We start from the raw sequence: 21526 nt of genomic DNA, 5'->3' as shown, positions 1-21526 counted from the left end.
TACCTTCTCAATCAAATTGCCATACTGTTCAAATATACAGCAGCTAATGGCTTAGGTATAGTGATAATTAGGTTTATATTTAACTTTTGATCTAATTCTGCCTTCATTGCACTGTACAATTTAAAATCTAATTTTTTAATTATTTCAGGATCATGAATAGCTTCAACTTTGGGTAAAGATACAATGGGCTCTTTATTTAATGTTCTTTCAATTTCTTCTATAGTACTCACTAACTCAACAGGCTTCTTATCTAGTTTTAAATGTATAGAATGCCCAAAACTAACAGGACTGCCCCAGATTTCTTTATTTACTGTTTCTCCTTTTATAAAATGCATAGACTCACCAGCATCATAAATAAACTCGCTCCCTGAACCAAAACTTGTAATAGATTTTTTCTTATTACTATTTAAGAACCTAGATTGTTTTATTTTTAATTCATTATAATCCAGTATTCTTTCAGCAAGGTTAAGTCCAAAATCAATATCACAAAAATTGTTTAGATAGAAGTGTGTTTTCCCAAGACTTATAGCATAAATAGAGTATTTTTTTGATATAACAAGACACCCAAAATATGATTTATTTTCACCAAATACATCACAACCACTCAAAAAATCTTTATAATCTTCTATCCACTCAATTCCTGTTGAACTTGGATTAACAGAGAAATAAAATTGAAATCTGTATTTTTATGCACATTATTGTACACCAACTTTAGACCAGATTTTTCTAATTTTTCTAACAGGCCACTTATTACACTACTTTTAATTTTATATATATTATATTTTGTCATTATGCAGGCTTATTAACAATTAAACTTATAGGATAATACATATATAAAATTATTTTCGATTAAAAATCTAACATTCCAACAGCTACAAAATATACTACTCTATTTCAAATCAACATCTCTCTTTCTAATATTTGTGACACTTTTATTTTCTCTTAAATTTGTATATAAAGTTTATTCTACGACGACACCCGCACTCACTGAACACCGACAGCCCATCGATTTATTGCCTCTATACATCACCCGCTCAATTGACCACTTACCATGCATATGAGCTGGAAAACTCCCATCTAACTCGATCAGGCCTTCAGCGACTAACAACGGATTCGCTGACATTTCTAAGGAAACATTCACACCTTTACGACCGAGTTTCCTTAACTGACTTTCACCAATTTCTCTGGCTTTGGTTTCACTATCAAACAGGTGTCGTAGTTTTTTATAGGCAGGTTTGCCTATTTTCACTTCTCGTTCCTTAGCGGCTTTTCCATCCCACCAGAGAGTGACCACACCATGATATTTACCTCTACTCGGTAAAGTGGCATGTGCATTAATAAAATTATGATTTGTCGGCTGGTTATTGGCAGGCAAACCAACTTTAACAGTCGATAACTTTTTACCCGATAGGCTTTTCAGCTGTCCTTTTTTAGCCAGTACATACAGCTTATTGACAGGTTTGGCTACCGCATCATACTGCCTGGCTAAACGGGTAATAAACGACATATCCGTTTCGTCGGTTTGATCGACATGAGTCACTATAATTTTAGCTAATGCTGGATCGACGCGAGGTAAAAAACCGTGTTTTTTTACGGTATTTCAAAATAACACACCGAGTGTATATTGCTCATAGGACTGTGACCGCCTTTTCTTAAACCAACTGTCATCTTTCACCTGAAACGGTGTAGCGGTTGCAACTATAGTTATTTCCATCGGAAATAATTTAACGTTAATCCACGTAATTAAAAACTCGCCTTAGCAGGTTTTGCTTACCATACATGGCATTAAAACTAAACGAATGTTAAATAATGGGGGGGGAGGAAATTTAGCCATCACACATAAGTAGTAGTAACTTATCGCCCTATAGTGCTGTATAAGCGCTCATACTGGATATTATGAAAATACTACAAAGCAGCACAAAAACAAAAAGGCCAGTGCTTATTAAGCACTGGCCTTCTCTATATATGGTGCCCGGGGCCGGAGTCGAACCGGCACGGATTATTAATCCGAGGGATTTTAAGTCCCTTGCGTCTACCAATTTCGCCACCCGGGCTTTACTTCAAACTTTCTAACGTTACTGCTTACTACTAAAAAATATGGAGGCTGGGGTCGGAATCGAACCGGCGTACACGGAGTTGCAGTCCGCTGCATGACCACTCTGCCACCCAGCCATATTTTTTTGGAGCGGGAAACGAGACTCGAACTCGCGACCCCAACCTTGGCAAGGTTGTGCTCTACCAACTGAGCTATTCCCGCTTCAAGTGCTGCGTATTTTAGGCAACTAGGTTTTTATGTCAAGCTATTGTTTGCAAATAATTTTTTCTTTCGTTTAATCGCTCAAAAACACAACAGATTGCAGTTTTATTAAACACATTTATTGCTACATACATCACTCATCATTGGTTGTGGTTACTTGATGCGTGCTGTTAAAAGGATCCAAGTCAGGCCAAGCGGCTTTCAAATACACGACCATAGACCAAAGCGTAAGAATGGCTGCCAGATACAGCAATCCAAAGCCAATAAAATAACCTGTACTCTCAATACCGGCTGGTGCGGTTAGCAAAACAAAGATAGCCAGCATTTGTGCCGTTGTTTTCAATTTGCCCACAAAAGATACCGCCACACTGGTACGCTTGCCTAACTCTGCCATCCACTCTCGCAACGCAGAGATAACAATTTCACGACCTACTATGATTAATGCAGGCAAGGTCAACCAAAAGTTAGCATGCTCTTCTACCAATAGTACTAAGGCAGCTACCACCATTAACTTGTCGGCTACTGGATCTAAGAATGCACCAAAAGGTGTCGTTTGATTGAGCTTTCTGGCTAAATAGCCATCAAACCAGTCAGTGACAGCGGCCACGGCAAAAATAATGGCACTAACATGGTAACTCCAAGGCATTGGCACATAATAAACAACCACAATAATGGGAATCAGGATAATTCGTAAGGAGGTTAAAATATTTGGGATATTCATATAACAGCGAGTATTCTTGTTTTACTAAAAGCTCAGTTTGCTTAATAGCTTGTTTATCTTGGTTGCTTTTTAAGGAACGTGCATGATATTAGAGGGATTATTCTGGATGTAAAGTATTATAAATAACCTCAGCCAGCTTTAGACTCACCCCCGGCACTTTACTTAGCTCTTGAACAGAGGCTTGCTTGACGCCACTGATTCCCCCAAAGAACTTCAACAGTTGTTGCCTACGTTTGGCGCCGATACCTGGGATGTCTTCAAGCTGAGAACGTTGCCGAGCTTTACTTCGCCGCTGGCGATGCCCTGTGATCGCAAACCGATGCGCCTCGTCCCTCACCTGTTGAATCAATAATAAAACGCCAGGCTCTTTCAGCTGTATTTCGCTGAATTGCCCTTGCTCATCTAAAAGCCATAGGGTTTCCAAGCCAGGCTTTCGAGTAACCCCTTTGGCTACCCCCACCAGTTTAATGTGACTGAGCTGCAGCTCAGTAAAAACTTCCTGAGCCTTGGCTAGCTGCCCTTTGCCACCATCAATCAGCACCAAGTCAGGCAATACAGCTTCAGTATCTACCAAGGCTTTTTGATAACGCCGTTGAAGGACCTCTGCCATGGCCCCATAGTCATCACCTGCCACTGCCTGCTTGATGTTATAACGCCGGTAGTCACTGGTGATGGCCCCTTGCAAACCAAATACAACACAAGAAGCAACCGTAGCCTCTCCACTGGAATGGCTAATATCAAAACACTCAATACGGCTAATAGTGTCTATACCTAGCCCTTGCTGCAGCAAGTTTAAGCGATCAGCTACTTGCTGTTTATCAGCTAAGCGACTAGCCAGTTGCTGGGTCGCATTTTTTTCTGCCAGCTGTAACCATTGCCGCCGCTCTCCCCGCACCTGATGTTTAAACAACACTCGATGTTCAGCCTGCTGGTTAATGGCATCTGACAAACATTGACTATCAGGCAGTGCAGTGGGTAATACCACTTCTTTTGGATAATCAACTTGGCTGACAGATAAATAAAACTGCGATAGAAAAGCCGAAATTTGTTCCAACTGGCTCTGTTCTGCCCCAAGAGAATGGAAAAAGCTTCTTTGGCCTAACACGCGCCCCCCTCGCACAAACATCACCACTAAGCAGCCTAGCTCACCATTACTGGCATAACCAATCACATCCACATCTCCTGACTCACCACTCACTGCTTGATGAGCTTGCACTTGTTGTAAGTACTGAATTTGGTCACGTAACTGTGCTGCTTGTTCAAAGTGTAACTGTTGGGAAGCCGCTTCCATTTCTTCAACTAACATGGCAATCAACTGCTGATTTTTTCCTGCCAAGAATAATTGAGAGTGAGCCACATCTTGCTGATACTCTTCTTCCGATACCAAGCCAACACAAGGGGCCTTGCAACGATTAATCTGGTATTGCAAACAGGGGCGGGAGCGATTTTTAAAAAAACTGTCTTCACACTGACGAACTTTAAACACCTTCTGCAGTAAATTAAGACTCTCACGTACCGCCCCAGAACTGGGAAACGGTCCAAAGTAATTGCCTGGTAACGATTTTTTACCTCGGTGAAACGTTAGTCGTGGAAACGTATCCTGACTGGATAAGTAAATATAAGGATAGGATTTATCATCTCGCAGCAAAATATTATAAGGCGGCTTAAATTGCTTAATTAAATTTTGCTCTAAAATAAGTGCTTCAGCTTCACTGTTGGTAACCATCACATCAATGTGAGCAATTTTACTCACCAGTGCCATGGTTTTAGTCGTTAATCCCGAGGCACGAAAATAACTACTAACCCGCTTTTTCAAGTTTTTTGCTTTACCCACATACAACACCTGCTCTGCGTTATCATACATCTGATAAATACCAGGCTTTTGGGTTAAACCAGCTAAAAATGTTTTGTAATCAAAGTCTAATGAGGTTTCTGCATTCACAGCAATGACTTAATGAGTTCGTCGAGAAATGGAAAATACGTGCGCTGATACCAGTGTAACGGTAACACTAGAAAATGAGAAGCCACCCGAAGGTAGCTGACATTGGCTAAAAAACGCTATAAAACACAGCAGAGAATAGCTAGCAGGTAGGTTATTTATGCACAAGTAAACACATTGTGCTAATTCATGGCTTCAGCATCAAGCATGCCATGCTTCACCGCTAACAGAGTTAGCTCAACATCGCTGCTGATATTGAGTTTATCAAAAATACGGTAGCGATAGCTGTTCACTGTTTTTGGGCTTAAACACAGCTTATCAGAAATAGCCTGCACTTTATGGCAGTTAACAATCATCATTGCGATTTGAATTTCACGTTCAGACAAACTATCAAAAGGGGAAGCATTATCTTGTTGGAAAGGCTTGAGTGCCAGCTGCTGGGCAATATCAGGACTAATATAACGTTTACCCTGATAAGCCTTATGAATAGCATCTACCATATCAGACAGGTCCGCACCTTTGGTCACATACCCTGCGGCACCGGCTTGCAACAAACGGGAAGGAAATGGCTCATCCTGACAAACCGTCACTGCAATCACTTTTATATCAAGCCCAAGGCGATTGATTTTTTTTGTTGCTTCCAAACCACCAATGCCTGGCATTTTGACATCCATCAGCACTACATCTGGCTTTAGCTTTCTGGCCAGCTCGACAGCTTCTTCACCACTAGAAGCTTCACCAACCACTTCAATACCATCAACGTCTGCCAACATCCGGGTAATACCGGTTCTTACCAAGTCATGGTCATCCGCCACAAGAATATTGATCAAAAGGGACTCCTCGGCATTAACCAACTAAACATGCACCTAACAAATCTAGCGTCTTTTTCTAGATTGGGAAATTCTTGCCCACTTAACAGTGTAAATAACAAAACAGACTCTGGTTTACAAAGCTGTAAACATATCAGAATGAAAATTAACTGAATAGCGCCTTTTTGTTATAAGAACAAAAATTTGGCTAATTTTCCGATTCTTTTGGTTAAATATTCATTTAATAAGATAATTACTAGTGGTACATAGACCACTAGTCTCTCGTTTGGTACTTCACTCACCAAAATAACCAAACGAGGCAGAGAAGTGATGATCTTTCTATAGCAGTTTTTCCAAGGCAGGAACGACCTCAAACAAGTCAGCCACCAGACCATAATCAGCCACCTGGAAAATGGGAGCTTCTTCATCTTTATTAATGGCCACAATCACTTTACTATCTTTCATACCCGCCAAGTGTTGGATAGCACCAGAAATACCCACAGCGATGTATAAATTAGGTGCAACGATTTTACCCGTTTGCCCTACCTGCATATCGTTGGGAACAAAGCCAGCATCCACCGCCGCCCGAGAAGCACCCACTGCTGCCCCAAGTTTATCGGCCAGGCTGTACAACATGGCAAAGTTTTCCCCATTAGCCATACCACGACCACCAGATATCACGATATCTGCCGCTGTCAGTTCAGGGCGATCAGACTCAACCATCTCTTCACCCACAAAGCTAGAGGTGCCTGCATCATGGCTCGTACTTAAAGGCTCAATCGTTGCGTTACCACCTTCAACAGCGGCAGCATCAAACCCAGTAGTGCGCACGGTAATCACTTTTGTCGCCGCACTGGATTGTACGGTAGCAATGGCATTGCCTGCATAGATGGGCCGAGCAAAGGTATCCGCACTATCAACCCGAATAATATCGGATATTTGATCAACATTGAGTAAAGCTGCCACCCGCGGCATAAAGTTTTTGCCGGTTGTCGTAGCAGCAGACAATATATGTCCATAGTTTTTGCCTAATTCAGCCACCAATAAGCTGATATTTTCTGCCAGCTGATGGGCATATACCGCTTGGTCAGCAACCAACACTTTATTAACACCAGCAACTTTGGCTACTTCATCGGCAACTGTACCGCACTGGTGTCCTGCTACCAGGATATCGATTTCCCCACCAATCGCTTTCGCCGCAGTGACGACATTTAGGGTAGCGCCATGAAGTTTGCCTTGATGGTGCTCTGCAATAACCAGTACGCTCATTTAAATCACCTTTGCTTCATTTTTTAGCTTATCAACCAGCTCTTCAACACTGGCTACCTTAATACCTGCTTGTCGTTCAGTCGGCGGCTCGACTTTTAGGGTTTTGATGGTTGATTCCACCTCAACCCCATAGTCAGCAGGTGATTTAGTATCCAGTGGCTTCCGCTTGGCTTTCATGATATTGGGTAATGAGGCATAACGTGGTTCATTCAAACGTAAATCAGTGGTAACAATAGCAGGCAGTTGCAGTGCAACGGTTTCCAAGCCACCATCCACTTCCCGAGTGACGGCCACCTTACCATCTGTCAACTCAACTTTTGAAGCAAAAGTACCCTGAGGCAACCCAGCCAATGCTGCCAACATTTGGCCTGTTTGGTTATTGTCGGTATCAATAGACTGTTTACCTAAAATAACCAGGTCGGGTTTTTCTTCATCAACAATAGCTTTCAGAATTTTAGCCACCGTTAATGAGGTTAAAGTTTCATCTGATTGCACTAAAATACCGCGATCGGCCCCCAGTGCTAATGCAGTGCGAATCTGCTCCTGTGCCTCTTTAGGCCCTAGCGAAACCGCAACAATTTCAACCGCCGCATCCTTATGCTTTTCTTTTAAGCGAACAGCTTCTTCAACCGCTATTTCACAAAATGGGTTCATCGCCATTTTGACATTGGTTAAGTCAACGTCACTATTATCCGGCTTGACTCGAACTTTCACGTTGTAATCGATAACGCGCTTGACCGCTACAAGAATCTTCATGGATTCCTCGTATCATGTTCGTGGGTGAAAAACCTGTTATCAACAGGTAACTAATAATCGGCACAAAAAATACGACAATCCTTGTGCGACAAAATTCGGAAGTATCTTGAACTGATTGCTATAGCAGGTCAAGAGACCACCCGTTGAAAACGATTTAGCCACTTTAACTAGTCGCTATTCGCTTAAACAGCAATAAAAATACCTGTCTTGCTGCATACATAATTTGGTAACCTTATGGCTTACCAAGCCTGTTTTACCACTGGCACTGTTTTGGCTGTTGTATTAATAGCTGTCGTATTAGTAACAGCCACTACCATTAGGTGTCATCCTAATTTGAGTGCCATTATAATTGAGTACCATCGACTGGGTACCCTCATCATTTAATGCCACCATACATTCAATGACACTACAGTAGTTTATTGTGCCCATTAGACAAAATTAAAACAAGCGTTTAAAATCGACCGTAGTCTGACATAACAATACAGCTATCTTCAAGCTACCATTTAACGATTAGCCCCTAAAGATAGCTCTTAGCCTGGGTAGGAGATTTCATAGTGCAACGTGAATCGATGGAGTTTGACGTAGTCATCGTCGGGGCGGGTCCTGCAGGTTTAGCCACCGCCTGTCGGCTAATGCAATTAGCAACAGAGGCAAGCCAAGAATTAACTGTATGTGTGGTTGAAAAAGGCTCCGAAGTGGGCGCTCATATTTTATCTGGTGCGATTTTAGAGCCAACTGCTCTCACCGAATTATTTCCTGACTGGAAAGACAGAGGGGCACCTCTCAATACCCCCGTGACGCAAGACGATATTTATGTGCTTAATAATGCGGAAAAATCGATTAAAGTCCCGCAATTGTTAATACCAAAAACCATGCATAATGAAGGCAACTACATTATCAGCTTAGGCAACCTGTGTCGTTGGTTAGCTGAACAGGCAGAAAGCCTGGGCGTTGAAGTCTTCCCTGGGTTTGCGGCAGCAGAGGTATTATACGACGATAAAGGTACCGTTAAGGGAGTGCTTACTGGGGATATGGGGATTGGTCATGATGGCCAGCAAAAAGACAGCTATATGCCTGGCATGGAGTTACATGCCAAATACACTGTATTTGCTGAAGGCTGCCGTGGCCATCTGGGTAAACAGTTAATTGCCAAATTCAAGCTTGATGAAGGTAAAGAGCCACAGCACTACGGAATTGGCATCAAAGAATTATGGGATATTCCGCCTGAAAAACATCAACCCGGTTTAGTCGTCCACACAACCGGTTGGCCACTGAAAGAAAGTGGCAGCCATGGCGGCTCGTTCCTCTATCACCTGGAAAATAATCAAGTTGTTGTGGGCTTAATCACTGACCTAGGCTATGAAAACCCACACGTTAGCCCCTTTGATGAATTCCAGCGACATAAACAGCATCCTGTCGTTAAACACTATTTAGCAGGTGGTAAGCGTGTGTCTTATGGGGCCCGAGCGATTAGTAAAGGGGGCATCCAGTCATTACCTAAAATGACTTTTCCTGGCGGGTTATTAATTGGCTGTGATGCAGGCACGCTAAACTTTGCCAAAATTAAAGGCTCCCATACCGCAATGAAGTCAGGCATGGTTGCCGCTGAAACTATTTTTAACGCTTTGTCTTCAGCGACCGAGGCGAAGCCAGAGCTTACTGAATTTACAGAAGCGTATGAAGCCAGCTGGGCTTATAAAGAGCTGTATCAGCAACGGAATTTTGGCCCCGCCATGCACAAGTTTGGCAATATTTTAGGAGCTGCTTTTGCTTATATTGATTTAAATATATTCAATGGCAAACTGCCCTTCACCATGCATGATTTAAAACCTGATTACGCACAAATGAAGCCAGCAGCTGAGTGCAAAAAAATTGACTACCCTAAACCAGATAACCAAATCAGCTTTGATAAACTCAGCTCGGTATTTATTTCTAATACCAACCATGAAGAAGACCAGCCTTGCCATTTAAAATTAACTGACCCAGACCTGCCCATTCGGGAAAACCTACCTAAATATGACGAACCGGCACAACGCTACTGCCCTGCTGGCGTGTATGAAGTGGTAGAGGCTGATGAAGGGGGTAAACGCTTCCAAATTAATGCCCAAAACTGCGTGCACTGTAAAACCTGTGATATTAAAGACCCTGCACAGAATATTACTTGGGTGACGCCAGAGGGGGCAGGAGGACCAAACTACCCTAATATGTAAAAATCCTTCGAGAAAGATATAAAAAGGGGCTTAAGCCCCTTTTTATTTGAGGGTGTCGCAAAAGGTCATGAGCGAAGCAAAGGCAAGGCAAAAATCGGCGAAAAGGCGGAGTTTATACTTAATAAACGAGCATTTTGAGTCGATTTTTAACGCCGTATTTGCAAGCGCAGTAGTTTTGCGACAACCTCATTTATTAAAGGCGCCCTTAAGCTTGATAGAGGGTGTAGCTGCCAATAACGATAAATGCACAACCTGCCATGTAAGAGAGATATTTTTCATTAATATAATTCGCTAACAAACTTCCCATTAATACGCCAATGGCTGACGCTACAATTAACGCCAATGACGCACCAATGAAGACAGTCCATTTACTCACCTGCTTATCTGCAGCAAATAACATGGTTGCTAGTTGAGTTTTATCGCCTAATTCAGCAATAAATACCGCACTAAATACAGTAAAAAGAATTTTAGGGTCCAATGACATAAACTCTCCCAAGAGGGGCAGCTACTGAGGGCAAAGATTGTAGCTATCCTATTTATCAGGGTCTATAGGGCACCTCTAATAATTGTTTATGGCCTCTGCGCAAGCTGACGGGTATATGCGTTTGTCATTGGTTGATTGATAGGCACCGCTAATAACCTATTTAGCAGGCATTAATGACATATCCCAAAAATGCGCTTCAATTTTATGACCGTCTAAATCTCGCACGAAACAGCCATAGTACGGCTCACCATATTCTTGTCGTGGGCCTGGCGCCCCCTCCTCCTTTGCACCTGCTGCCACTGCCGCTTGATAAAATGCATCCACCACTTGCTTGGAAGGCGCTAAAAAACCTATATGAGTGCCATTGCCAATAGTGGCTGCTTTCCCATCAATAGGTGCTTGTACCCAAAACTCTGGAAACTGCCTACCATAGGCAACGGCTCCAGGGTGTTCCATAACTCGACGACACCCCAGCGGCTCTAATACTCTGTCATAAAAACTTACCGCCTGCTCAAACTGATTAGTACCAATAGACACATGTGAAATAATGCTTGGCATATCATCTGACATTTTATTCTTCCTTATCAATGTGATAGTCAACAACCAATAGCTTAGACGGTACCTCCTGACAGCATTCTGTCAGGAGGGATATTTTTCACATTGGGTTCACACATCATTGACAGCCAGTCTGATATGAGCACCTTTAATTACGATTCAGACACATTTCACTACATAAAACCTATATGGCAACTTATTATACGACAATAGAATTATTCATTTTTAGCTGTTATTGGAAACATTTCAATGAACAAAATTCGGTTAACGATCACCCTGGTACTATTGCTGCTAATTCAAACAAATGCCCACGCTGCCTGGACCTACGTCTTTTGTGCAACACCTGATGGTGAAGACTGGTATTGGTTAAAAAATAACTTCGACAATTATGTCACGATTTCCGGTCAATGGCATGAAAGTCCTATCGTGTGGGGTAAATATTTTAAATATATGAGCGTATCTGAAGAAGATTATTCAGCGGTTAATCGTCAGTGCCGTGAAGGTTATGTTGCGCAACCTGCTGATAATAAATTATCTGACTGGCAACGATTTAGAGTTTATAAGCCCAACGGTGAAAATTATTATGCGCCTGGAAAGTACGGCGAAATAATTGCCCTTGGATAATATGATCATGAGTTAAACGGCTACAATAGCCGTTTAATTTAAAATCTATTCTCGAAGTGTATCATAGCAAGCGCGGCACACGGCTATTTCTTTGATAATTTCAAACCCTGTTCCACCAGGATCATCGGTTGTCTTGGTTTTTCCCTCTTTATGATGAACATTCACCTGAAGGCGTTTGGGATACATTTGTTTACGTTTTTTTATAACGAACGAGTAGGAAGGTGTATTGGCACTTACCTGGGAATTACACTGCTGGCATTGATACATTTAAAACGGCCGAAAATCTTGAATACCTTTCAGGGGCCGATGTCTGAAAGCGTTGCTTATTGAAGGAGCCGCTAACTTAACGTAACTATATGACCATTGTCAACCACCAAGACAGTCTTATAATCTTCAAATTAATTTATTCTAATATTTCCAGATTTTCTCTAACTCTGCTCTACAATCCATTTATTAAACTAACCCTACATCTTGTCTCAAGGAAGCCTATTGGTACTCAATAGGCATTTAGACGTTACATGGTCACTTCACGGAGGAATTATGGCCAAGCTACTACACATTGACTTCGCTACTGCTGAAGGCGGACAGGTTCAAGATATTTCTGGTAATAATCGCCATGCAACTGTCGCACAAGGTGAACCTGCTGTCGTTACAGATAGCTACCTTGGTCAAGTCCTTTATTTTAGTGGCAATGACTATTTAAGCGTTCCTGCTTTTCTTACCAATCACCAGAACTTTACCATATCGGTATGGGCCAAACCGACTCTGATTAATAATAAATACCATGCTATTTTTGGCCGCCAAATCGAGCCCAGTCAAAATACCATTACTTCTTTAGACCGTTTCCCCAGTCTCTGGGTAGGTCCTGGTGGTTACCTGCATTATGACATATACGACCATCACAATAACGATGTACAAACACCAGGCGCAAGGGTAGTTCACAATGCCTATGACATGTTCACGGAAGAAAGCCAATGGGTTCATATCACCTGGGTAAAAGAAGGAACCAACAGTCGTATTTACCGTAATGGTATTCTTTTTAAAGAATCAACTGCCCCAGCACAATGTTACTTTAAAGAAGATGTCGACTATCACATTGGCCATATCGACAATTACTTTGTGGGCTGTTTAGCCCATTTGAGAGTCTATGACGAAGTACAAACCAATCAGGCAATTATTGCCGACCTCCTCAGTGATCGAGGTACTTACCAGCCCAGTAACAAAGTATTACATTTAAATTTTGCTAAAATACATAATCAAACTGTGCCTGATATGTCAGATAGCTTACACCATGGCCAGTTTGATGCGACAACAGCACCAACGGTTTGCACAACAGATGATTTATTTCCAAAAGTAATAAAAACATCTGATGGCCATTTTAGCTGTCCATCCCCCTTTACCAATAACCACTCTTTTACCCTGTCACTTTGGGTAAAACCACAAACCAATAGTGGTCAATTTGGGTTGCTTGGTCATCGTGACAATGGCCCCAATGGAGAAACGACTACGTTAGGTCTCGAAATAGCCAACAACCAACTACGTTATATTCTCTATGAAAATAATAATGGCAACTTAGGGTCATTGGTAACAGGTCTCTTTGCTTCTAATTATTTCCAGCAACACCAATGGACCCATATCACCTGGGTTAAAGAAGGCAACAGCTGCCGTTTATACAAAAATGGTGTGCTCACAGATGAAGGCCAGGCACCATCCGATTTTTACCTTGCGGCTAATAGCACCTTATTAGTAGGGAAATTAGCTAACCGCTTCGACGGGTCGATTTATAATGTACGGGTTTATGATAGACCCTTGCTCATTGAGCAAATTCAACGGGATATGCATGAAGACTCACCTCCAGAGGTGTTAAAGCAATTCACAGCCCAATACAGTCATCGTGATTTTATTTATACCGATATGGTAAACCACCAAGGTAACCTGGTTGCCTTCGCCATGGATAGTGAGCGTAAAATCTATTATGCCGTACTCAATCCTAATAATGCTGAAAGTAATAGTCCAACTGACAGTGGTGAGCTAGAAGTGAGTCAAACCAGTGCAAATAATAAAGCACTTGATGTTAACTATTGGCCTGCCACGCCTTCACTGCTGCCTTTCCCCGCTGAAATTACCGAAGTGGGTTTCTTAGCCGGTAATAATTTTACCATGACTAAAGTCACCACCAGTCAACTAGTCGCCCATGAAACCCATGGGCTGAGTGGTGAAGAACAACAAGCCTTAGCCAGCTGGAAGTCATCGACGGGGGCACTGACAGCCCAAGCGCCATTTAAAGCATTGTCTGATGGTAAGCATATTTTTATTTTCCGCCAAGCCTTACATGGCACAGATACCAATGTACCTAGCCGAAATAATCGTGCTGTTGTGGATAGCACGCTGTTAGCGGATCGGTTTGTGATGGTAGGCAGCCAACTCAATTTAAAACGAGAAACACGTTATCAACACAGCCGGAAAAAATTAATTCCAGACAATAGTAAAGATGCTCGAGATACCGTTGATTTAGAAGGCAAGGTATTTTATGAGCCCACTCAAGAACTGAGTTTTATTAATAATTTAAGCTTTGGTGCATTCAGTGTTAACCAAGTACCCACGGCGATAGCCGATATAAAACGCTGGCAGTTTTTTGCTTATAACAACAGTAGTCGTCTGATTGACAGTTACAGTATTGAAGTTGCCAAAGAAGGTTTATTTAATTTCTTGGGCACTCAGTTCTATACCAGTCCCGACCCAGAGCTGCGCAAATCAGTGTTTGAATCAAAGCCTGGGAAGGACACCAAGGGTAATGACTTAGTCCCGGTTAAAACCAATGATGGTTTTGCCAGCTATGGTTTAATCTTTAACGATCAGGCCTCTTTACAAATTAATACCAACGCTTTCAGTCATATTAAAAATGGCAGTGTTACCTTCTGGCTACGTCGAAATAATACCCCACTAAATCAAAATGCAGTGTTATTTAGCAATGGCAGCCAGGTGACCGTAACCCTAAGTCAAACCGGTCATTTAACCGTATTAATCGGCACCCAAGAGCTTACTGTTGGTGATGTATTAACAACCGCTAACCAATGGCATCATTTAGCCATTGTCAAAGAAGCCAATAAAGTGATGATCTATCAAGATGGCATTATTAAAGGCCAATCCCTGGCTATGCCTGAAACCTTCTCCGATAGTGCCAGCACTCAGCTGCAACTAGCCGAGCACTTTATCGGTGAGTTGGATGAAGTACAAATTTGGAGCCGTGCTTTATCAGCCAGAGAAGTCAGTGAAAATCGACGTTATCGCCTGTTAGGTAATGAAACCAATTTAATTGCTTATTACCGTTTAGATGAAGGCCAAGGCCAATATTTATTGGATTACAGTCGCAATAGTCTCCATGGTACCCTACAACTGTCTTCTGGTAGTACCAATGACTTATGGACAAATTCATCCGCCCCTATTGGTGAGCAAGCTGGCATTAACCGCTTTAGTTTTAGCGTTAATTACAGTGCTAACCAAAATAATGGTAAATTACGCCGGGTTGAAGGCTTAGATGCTGCTCTTTATTATCAGCAAGAAAATGCCGCTACGGGTTATGATGCGGCAAGCAAACCCATGAAAACCCTACCCCGGGTATTACTAACGGTAAGCACAGCAACGACTCCCGCTAACAGCCAAGTGGTAGAAAATCGCCAAGTCGATACCTTAGATTTTGGTATTAGTCGTCACGGTAAATTGGCTTTGGCGCCTACTCAGCTAGTATTACCTGAAGTGCAATCCAATAGTGCCGAAGTTAATATTCCTAACTTATTAATTGAACGGGAAGCTAAAGATGCATTAGCTAAGCAAAAAGTCACAGCCATTGAGACCTTACAAGCACAAGTTACCCAGCACAATAATACGCTCAGCCAGCTCAATGAGCAAAAGCTAAGTATCCCTGACAAGCAAACAGAACTCTCCTTAGCCACTACAAAACGCAATGAACTCGCGCAACCATTTACTATCACCCTCTATACTGAGTACGATCAGCAAGGCAGCTCCTATACTATAACCGAAAATGAATACACGTCAGGTAGCGTAGAGATTCAAACTTGGAGTAATCGAATAGGCGTTGCCGACTTAAGCGACCTGAGTGGTTTTAATAACAACGTGAAATCCTTTGGTTTAAGGCACACACATTACCATGATATTTATGCGTATAACTCACCAAACTACTCAAACCAACACTGTGCTTGTTATGAAGTACCACTCTATTTCTTTAGCAGTGTAGTGAATGATGGTATTGGCCTAAATGTAAAACAAAACCCTGAACCAAGCATTTCATCATTTATTGTCTACACCGATCTTATCCAATATCACCGTAACCAAGCAGAAGTTAAGGTGCAAAACCTTACCAATGAAATAGAGTCACTCAATGCAACCATCGACAGTGATATTGCTACTGAACAAGCCGCATTAAATAATACGCAAAGCCAGCTGAATACGGCAATTGATGAGCTGCAGCAGTTACGCAACGAGATCGATGTCATTAACGATAAAATCCAGGGTGAAAAATCCATTGTGATGCCACTGTTACATTCCGATGCTAATGGCTTAACCATCAGTGGTGCTACCCTGACTCAAGCAGATGCTAAAGGTAACCCTCGACTTGTTGATAGTGTTGTTGGCAATGTCAACCTCTATTATACCGACCAACAAGGATCATTATTTACTTCTCATTTGAATACCTTAACTGAGCGAGTTAGTTATAACTTATCAACAGAAGGCAGTAGTAGTGTTAAATTGATCGCTCAACATGCCGGACAGGAGCTTGCACAAACCGTCATTAGTATTACTGATGGCTCTGTTGCTGACCGTTGCAATCTCAGTCTAGTCAATAGCAATTTCAACTTAAGAGAAACCTGGAGCGATGTCCCGAGAGATCCGCAATTACTAGCCAGAATTCTCAATGGCCAAGCGCGCAAGATTAATGCTAATACACCTGTAGGCACTATTAATGATGAGTATAACTATGCCTCTGTGATGACTGAGAATGAAAAGCCTGGGGTAAAAAACGGTTCCCGCTTATTCTTCCTCAACCCAGGCTCCCATACCCAAAAGTTGATTAATGCTAATATCACTTCCAACAGTACCGTGATTAAACCTGTGCAATGGCGTACCCAAGGGCAAGGTACCGCGCTGTATTTTGATGGCCAACAAACTCAATTGACATTTGCTGATGGGGTTTCTGACCATTTATTACATAGTGATAAGGACCTATCGATTGAAGCCTGGATCAAGCCTGAACGCTCAAACAGCATCCGCGACCGGTTATGTTTAATTTATTACCGCACCGACGCCGATCATTTATTCAGTGTGTTCTTAGATTACTATGATCAAGATAATGCGACTGATTTTCGCATTCGGGCGGAAGTGCAAGACAAGCATGTCAGGTCCAACACCCGTTACGACTTTAATCAATGGTATCACCTGTCGTTAGTATACAAGCAATCAACAGCCATTAAGTTTGGTGAGCAAAACCGTGGGCTACGGGTACCCCATGCCAGTACCTTAGACATGATTCGCGACTGTACTATCGAGTGTTTTGTCCAACGTACGAGCACCAACCAAACCCAAGCACTGGTCAATAAAGGCTCTAACTTTGGCTTATTCTTGCATAATGGCAAAGTGGCTTATCGTTTCGCCGATGAAGATGACAATGTCTACTATGTAGAAACAAACGCTATCTTATCAGCAGATGACTTCCACAAAATCACTGTCACCCGGGCTTTTGTTAGCGAAGACACCAGCAGTAATAATAATGCCAGCGTTTCAGTCACTAATACCGGCGGTAATAATTACAGCATCAGTAACGTGAGTAATATTCTCGATGATATTGGCAGTCTGCAAACCAAATGGGTTGAAGTGCGCATTTATGTGGATGGCCAAGCGAAAACCCTTAGCACCAGCAATAGCCGCAATGTGCAGTATAACCGTCCAGCGGGCTCACAATCTGCACCAGCGAATACCATTGCTTATGTCCACTACAGTGATAATCGGGAAGTCAATGTCCGTACTAGCTCAACAGACGTCACCTTTGGTGTGGCTCACTTTGAATCAGCGGATGCCAGTGTGTCTAGCAGTAACCAAGGCAACTTCGGCTATAGCAATCTCACTCGGTTTAAAGGCCAACTAGAAGGCACGGTCGCAGAAATCCGCTTGTGGAGTAGCGCCCTTGAAGCCAGTCAGGCAGGAAGAGAAGTCCAGAATCTCGGCAACAATGGTTTAATTGCCCACTGGAAGTTTGAAGAAGGCGACGGCTCCATTGCAGAGGATTCAGTCAGCAATAACCATGCACGCCCTGACAATAACTCAGTGGTTAAATGGGTCCGTAGCCCTGATAGTGATGCCTCTTACATCAAGCTTTATGTCAATGGTGATGAGGTCACTGATGTTACTGAAGAAGCCAGCTCACAAATCCATAATGGTTTCTATATTGGCCGGCGTACCGACGACCACGGTGCCGAAGATATCCACTACTACAAAGGAGTACTTGACGAGTTACGACTTTGGAAAACCGCACGCACTGAGGAAGAAATTCAAGACAATATGTTCCGGCGTCTACTGGGCGAGCGGGATGATTTATTGGCCTACTACACCTTTGACTTAGAAACGGCTAATACCATTACTGATCAGTCCGGTCGCAATGTTAACCTGGCCTTAAGTAGTGGTGATGCCGCCTATCATTGGCAAGCCTCTAAAGCCCCAGTGAGCATCGATGCCCCCCTATTCCGCAATACCCTGGCCGACGTCACCACTCCCTTCCAAACCGATGCCAGTAGTACCCCAGCTGTTGCAGAATATAGTGATATTCAATTTGATAGTAATAATGAACTCCAAGCGGTATTTAAACGCGCCTACTCAGTCATTAAAGACGGCGCCTGGCGGATATTTACCGGTTTTAAAGTCGGTAACCTAATCACTGAATGGGTTTCTCAAGTACAAACGAATCCACAGGTGATCGGTTTTATTGAAGGTGCACCACCCGTACCGGGTGAAAACCTAACCGGTCATAGTAATGGGCGTTTCCCCTATACCGGTGCGAGTAAAGTGGAATTTAAGCAAGCCGATTCTGTTAATTACTCATACGCCACTGGCTCAAAAGACGATTGGTTCTTTAATACCAATTTCTACGGCGGCTTAACCACCTCTTTTGAAGCAAAAGGCTTATTCGCCCCCTTAGGTTTTGGTACCGAATTAACCGTCGGTAAGTTCGAGTCAAAAATCCATGTTAACTTTGGGGTAGACTTCAATGGTGCCCGAACCGAAGAAATCAGCTACAGCAGTACTGAACATAAAGGTAAGAGTACCGTACTGGAACTTGGTGGCACCGTGGAGCAAAACAGTAGTGATGGCAGTACCTACACTCTACCCGAAAAACGCTTTGTGCCAGATAATATCGGCATGGCTTTAGTACGCTCACAAACTGCCGATGTGTATGCCCTGCGGTTAGCCCATAACGGTGTGTTAGTAGCCTATCGGACTGTGCTCAATGCCGATATCCCTGAGGATTATAACGTCATCACCTTCCCCATTAACCCTCGTTATACCAAACAAGGGACTTTGGATGGCAAGTTAGGTTATAAATTCGAAAATAATCAATATGTGGTCAATACCGATGAGCACTACACAGAGTCCACTCACTATGGAGAATACAGCTACTACAAACCTAAAGAAGCCTATGCCCTTAAACAACGTATCGAGTTAGAAGAAGACGAGCGCCGGGTAGACTATCAGGACTTTGGGCTAGAAAGTGGCTACATAGGCCAGAATGCACCTGACTTACCTACCCCCTACCGGAAGAACCTGGTTAACACCTATGTATGGACAGCAGCAGGCGGCTTTTTCACTGAGTCATCCTCAGTCATGGATGCAGTGAGTGAGAAATTCAGCGGCAGCAATACCATTGCTATCAGTGGCGGCATTAAGGCAGAGTTTACACCACTATTAGCCGGTGTGGGCTTTACCTTTGGGGTATCAGCACAAGCAGGTGGTAGCTTCACCACCACCGCCCATAAGTCGAAAAACGCAAGCTCAGGCTTCAGTGTTGATGTCAGCACCGGGGGGGTATCGGGTAACTTGCAGTTGTATGCCGGTAATTCAGCAGAAGCCAGCCACCATGGGGTCAATGTCAGTGAAGGTGTATTTAACAATGGCGAGGCCGTGGCCAGACCCGGTAAAGTGGATGCTTACCGGTTTAATAGTTATTTCTTGCAAGGCTCAACAGAAAACTTTGAGCACTTTGCTAATAAAGTGGTCGATGCCAACTGGCTGGCTGAAAGTAATGATGCCAACGCCGTTGCGCTGCGTCAGGCGATTGCTGCTGATCAAGCTGCCAATGACACTGATAAAGCGGCCCCATGGCGGATTATGCACCGGGTGACCTTTGTTAGCCGGATATTGCCAGAGGTTGAAGCCAATCCTCAAACCAATAGCCTGCCTCAAGCCTTAAGTGCAGCACGGATTAACAGTAATTACGCATTAATCAAACGACTTGAGCCTTATGTAAAGCCTGCAACACAATTGGACTATCAATACGGTAATTTTGCTAATAAAGTGCGTATGGCTATCACCAATTACCTACCTGAAGTACAAGATGCCAGTGATGATATCGTTAAATTACTATCACAGTATTATGAAGTCTTTCCCGAATAAAAATAGCATTAATGAGTAGTCTGTTAAGCCCAACCCATGTTGGGCTTTTTTTTATAAGTACAGTGCTCAACTATACTTAACCAAACAGCGGCAGCTTAGGGAAAAGCGCCATGCCAATCGACACAACACTACAACACGGTATTCTTATCGAGTGCAAAGCAATGGTACAACATGCTTTTGCATCGGGGTTAAAAGTACCAGCAAATTTAGTCTCTTCATTAGAAAACTATGAGTTAAAATACTTAAAGCTGACGAATCAATCCATCAACCTTCATCAACTGGAAGACAATCAATCCAATAGTTTTGATTCCCTCCAAAACCATGCTCACGAGTTATCTATTATCCACAATCAATTAACTGACATCATTGCGCCAGCAAAACCCAGAACTATTTTACTACTTGAAAGAGAAGCACAACGATGTATATGGCTGAAATTTCTTGGCCCAGTACCATTAATTCGGCAAATGATGATAGTTGCTTTAGTTGCACTCATTAGCTTTATTACCTTGAGTTTATCTTCTTATGTCAATGGCATGCCAAGCAACTTTAGTTTATTAGACAACTCTGGCATCTCACTTTTGATTAACGAATTATTTTTGCTCAGTGCTGCTGCTATAGGTGCATCATTTGCCGGCTTATTTAAAGCCAATTATTACATTAAAAATAGAACGTTTGATGAAGTCTACGGCTCTTCTTATTGGGTTAGATTTGTCTTAGGGCTTTTGTCAGGGATCATTTTGGCTTCTCTTATTCCTATCGAAACATTTAGCGAAAATGAAGGAAAAATGACCGCAACGTTGCATGGACTGGGTAAACCCGTATTAGCCTTATTAGGTGGTTTTTCAGCGTCTGTGGTATATCGAATCCTTTACCGCCTTGCCGGTGCAGTTGAGTCAATCATTCAAAGCGATTCGAAAGAAACCAGTGAAATGCAAGAAACGGTTACGAAAAGTCGAGTCAATGAACAGTTATTAACCGAGCGGATGCAAATCTCATCGAAATTAACTAACCTTCAGCATAAGCTATCCTCGCAAAACCAGTTACCTGAAGAATTAATGAATGAATTTCGACGCATTCAGCAAGAGTTAATCAACCCTGATTTTGACCAGTTCGAATTACCTGAGCAACCACCCAAGCCAGTCAATAACCAGGATAACAAGACAAACCTGGAAAAAACAGGTTAATTTTTATTCCCCTAGTTTACTCTTAAACTATACAGTATT

At 42.6% G+C, this 21526-nt stretch carries 14 protein-coding genes and 3 tRNA genes; 4 read left to right on the top strand and 13 right to left on the bottom strand.

The genetic code is table 11. From position 1 onward, the window contains the following. Nucleotides 1–11: 11 nt before the first annotated feature. The 10 genes from ORQ98_RS16010 to ORQ98_RS15965 form a co-directional block, all read right to left on the bottom strand. Nucleotides 12–629, bottom strand: coding sequence for a TIGR04141 family sporadically distributed protein (locus ORQ98_RS16010; RefSeq protein WP_274689810.1), 618 nt, complete (start codon nt 627–629; stop codon nt 12–14). Nucleotides 630–961: 332 nt separating this feature from the next. Next, nucleotides 962–1540, bottom strand: coding sequence for a contractile injection system protein, VgrG/Pvc8 family (locus ORQ98_RS16005; protein ID WP_274689807.1), 579 nt, complete (start codon nt 1538–1540; stop codon nt 962–964). 426 nt (nt 1541–1966) lie between these two features. Continuing rightward, nucleotides 1967–2054, bottom strand: a tRNA-Leu gene (locus tag ORQ98_RS16000). 44 nt (nt 2055–2098) lie between these two features. Continuing rightward, nucleotides 2099–2172: transfer RNA gene (locus ORQ98_RS15995), tRNA-Cys, on the bottom strand. 9 nt (nt 2173–2181) lie between these two features. Then, a tRNA-Gly gene (locus tag ORQ98_RS15990) sits at nt 2182–2257 on the bottom strand. Between the two features lie 133 nt (nt 2258–2390). Further along, a complete protein-coding gene (gene pgsA / locus ORQ98_RS15985; RefSeq protein ID WP_274689806.1) occupies nt 2391–2978 on the bottom strand; it encodes a CDP-diacylglycerol--glycerol-3-phosphate 3-phosphatidyltransferase in 588 nt (195 codons plus the stop codon). Between the two features lie 97 nt (nt 2979–3075). Beyond that, entirely contained in the window at nt 3076–4920 is a 1845-nt protein-coding gene (gene uvrC / locus ORQ98_RS15980) for an excinuclease ABC subunit UvrC (RefSeq protein WP_274689805.1), read from the bottom strand. A gap of 179 nt (nt 4921–5099) precedes the next feature. Then, on the bottom strand, nt 5100–5747 hold the full coding sequence (gene uvrY / locus ORQ98_RS15975) for a UvrY/SirA/GacA family response regulator transcription factor (protein WP_274689804.1): 648 nt from the start codon (nt 5745–5747) through the stop codon (nt 5100–5102). Nucleotides 5748–6065: 318 nt separating this feature from the next. Beyond that, the gene (locus ORQ98_RS15970) at nt 6066–6995 is read right to left on the bottom strand and encodes an electron transfer flavoprotein subunit alpha/FixB family protein (protein ID WP_274689803.1); all 930 of its coding nucleotides are present in this window, start codon (nt 6993–6995) and stop codon (nt 6066–6068) included. Beyond that, on the bottom strand, nt 6996–7751 hold the full coding sequence (locus ORQ98_RS15965) for an electron transfer flavoprotein subunit beta/FixA family protein (protein WP_274689802.1): 756 nt from the start codon (nt 7749–7751) through the stop codon (nt 6996–6998). It lies immediately after the preceding gene. A 554-nt stretch (nt 7752–8305) separates the two neighbouring features. Here ORQ98_RS15965 and ORQ98_RS15960 point away from each other — a divergent pair. Next, nucleotides 8306–9961 carry an electron transfer flavoprotein-ubiquinone oxidoreductase gene (locus ORQ98_RS15960; RefSeq protein WP_274689801.1) on the top strand — a complete coding sequence of 552 codons (1656 nt, stop codon included), beginning with the start codon at nt 8306–8308 and terminating at the stop codon, nt 9959–9961. Between the two features lie 205 nt (nt 9962–10166). On the opposite strand, the gene ORQ98_RS15955 is transcribed toward ORQ98_RS15960, so the two are convergent. Further along, on the bottom strand, nt 10167–10445 hold the full coding sequence (locus ORQ98_RS15955; RefSeq protein ID WP_219340088.1) for a TMEM165/GDT1 family protein: 279 nt from the start codon (nt 10443–10445) through the stop codon (nt 10167–10169). 156 nt (nt 10446–10601) lie between these two features. Further along, the gene (locus ORQ98_RS15950) at nt 10602–11015 is read right to left on the bottom strand and encodes a VOC family protein (RefSeq protein WP_274689800.1); all 414 of its coding nucleotides are present in this window, start codon (nt 11013–11015) and stop codon (nt 10602–10604) included. A gap of 234 nt (nt 11016–11249) precedes the next feature. Here ORQ98_RS15950 and ORQ98_RS15945 point away from each other — a divergent pair, with 234 nt between their 5' ends. Then, a complete protein-coding gene (locus ORQ98_RS15945; RefSeq protein ID WP_274689799.1) occupies nt 11250–11624 on the top strand; it encodes a hypothetical protein in 375 nt (124 codons plus the stop codon). Between the two features lie 45 nt (nt 11625–11669). On the opposite strand, the gene ORQ98_RS15940 is transcribed toward ORQ98_RS15945, so the two are convergent. Further along, nucleotides 11670–11810, bottom strand: coding sequence for a hypothetical protein (locus ORQ98_RS15940; RefSeq protein WP_274689798.1), 141 nt, complete (start codon nt 11808–11810; stop codon nt 11670–11672). A 354-nt stretch (nt 11811–12164) separates the two neighbouring features. On the opposite strand from ORQ98_RS15940, the gene ORQ98_RS15935 reads away from it, so the two are divergent. Both ORQ98_RS15935 and ORQ98_RS15930 read left to right on the top strand, forming a co-directional pair. Continuing rightward, the gene (locus ORQ98_RS15935) at nt 12165–20303 is read left to right on the top strand and encodes a LamG-like jellyroll fold domain-containing protein (protein WP_274689797.1); all 8139 of its coding nucleotides are present in this window, start codon (nt 12165–12167) and stop codon (nt 20301–20303) included. Nucleotides 20304–20413: 110 nt separating this feature from the next. Continuing rightward, nucleotides 20414–21487, top strand: a complete 1074-nt coding sequence (locus ORQ98_RS15930) for a hypothetical protein (RefSeq protein ID WP_274689796.1) — start codon at nt 20414–20416, stop codon at nt 21485–21487. The last annotated feature ends 39 nt before the right edge of the window (nt 21488–21526 follow it).

Origin of the sequence: Spartinivicinus poritis (assembly GCF_028858535.1) — a bacterium.
In the GTDB taxonomy this organism is placed as follows: Bacteria; Pseudomonadota; Gammaproteobacteria; order Pseudomonadales; family Zooshikellaceae; genus Spartinivicinus; species Spartinivicinus poritis.
This window is presented reverse-complemented; position numbering and strand designations above follow the sequence as displayed.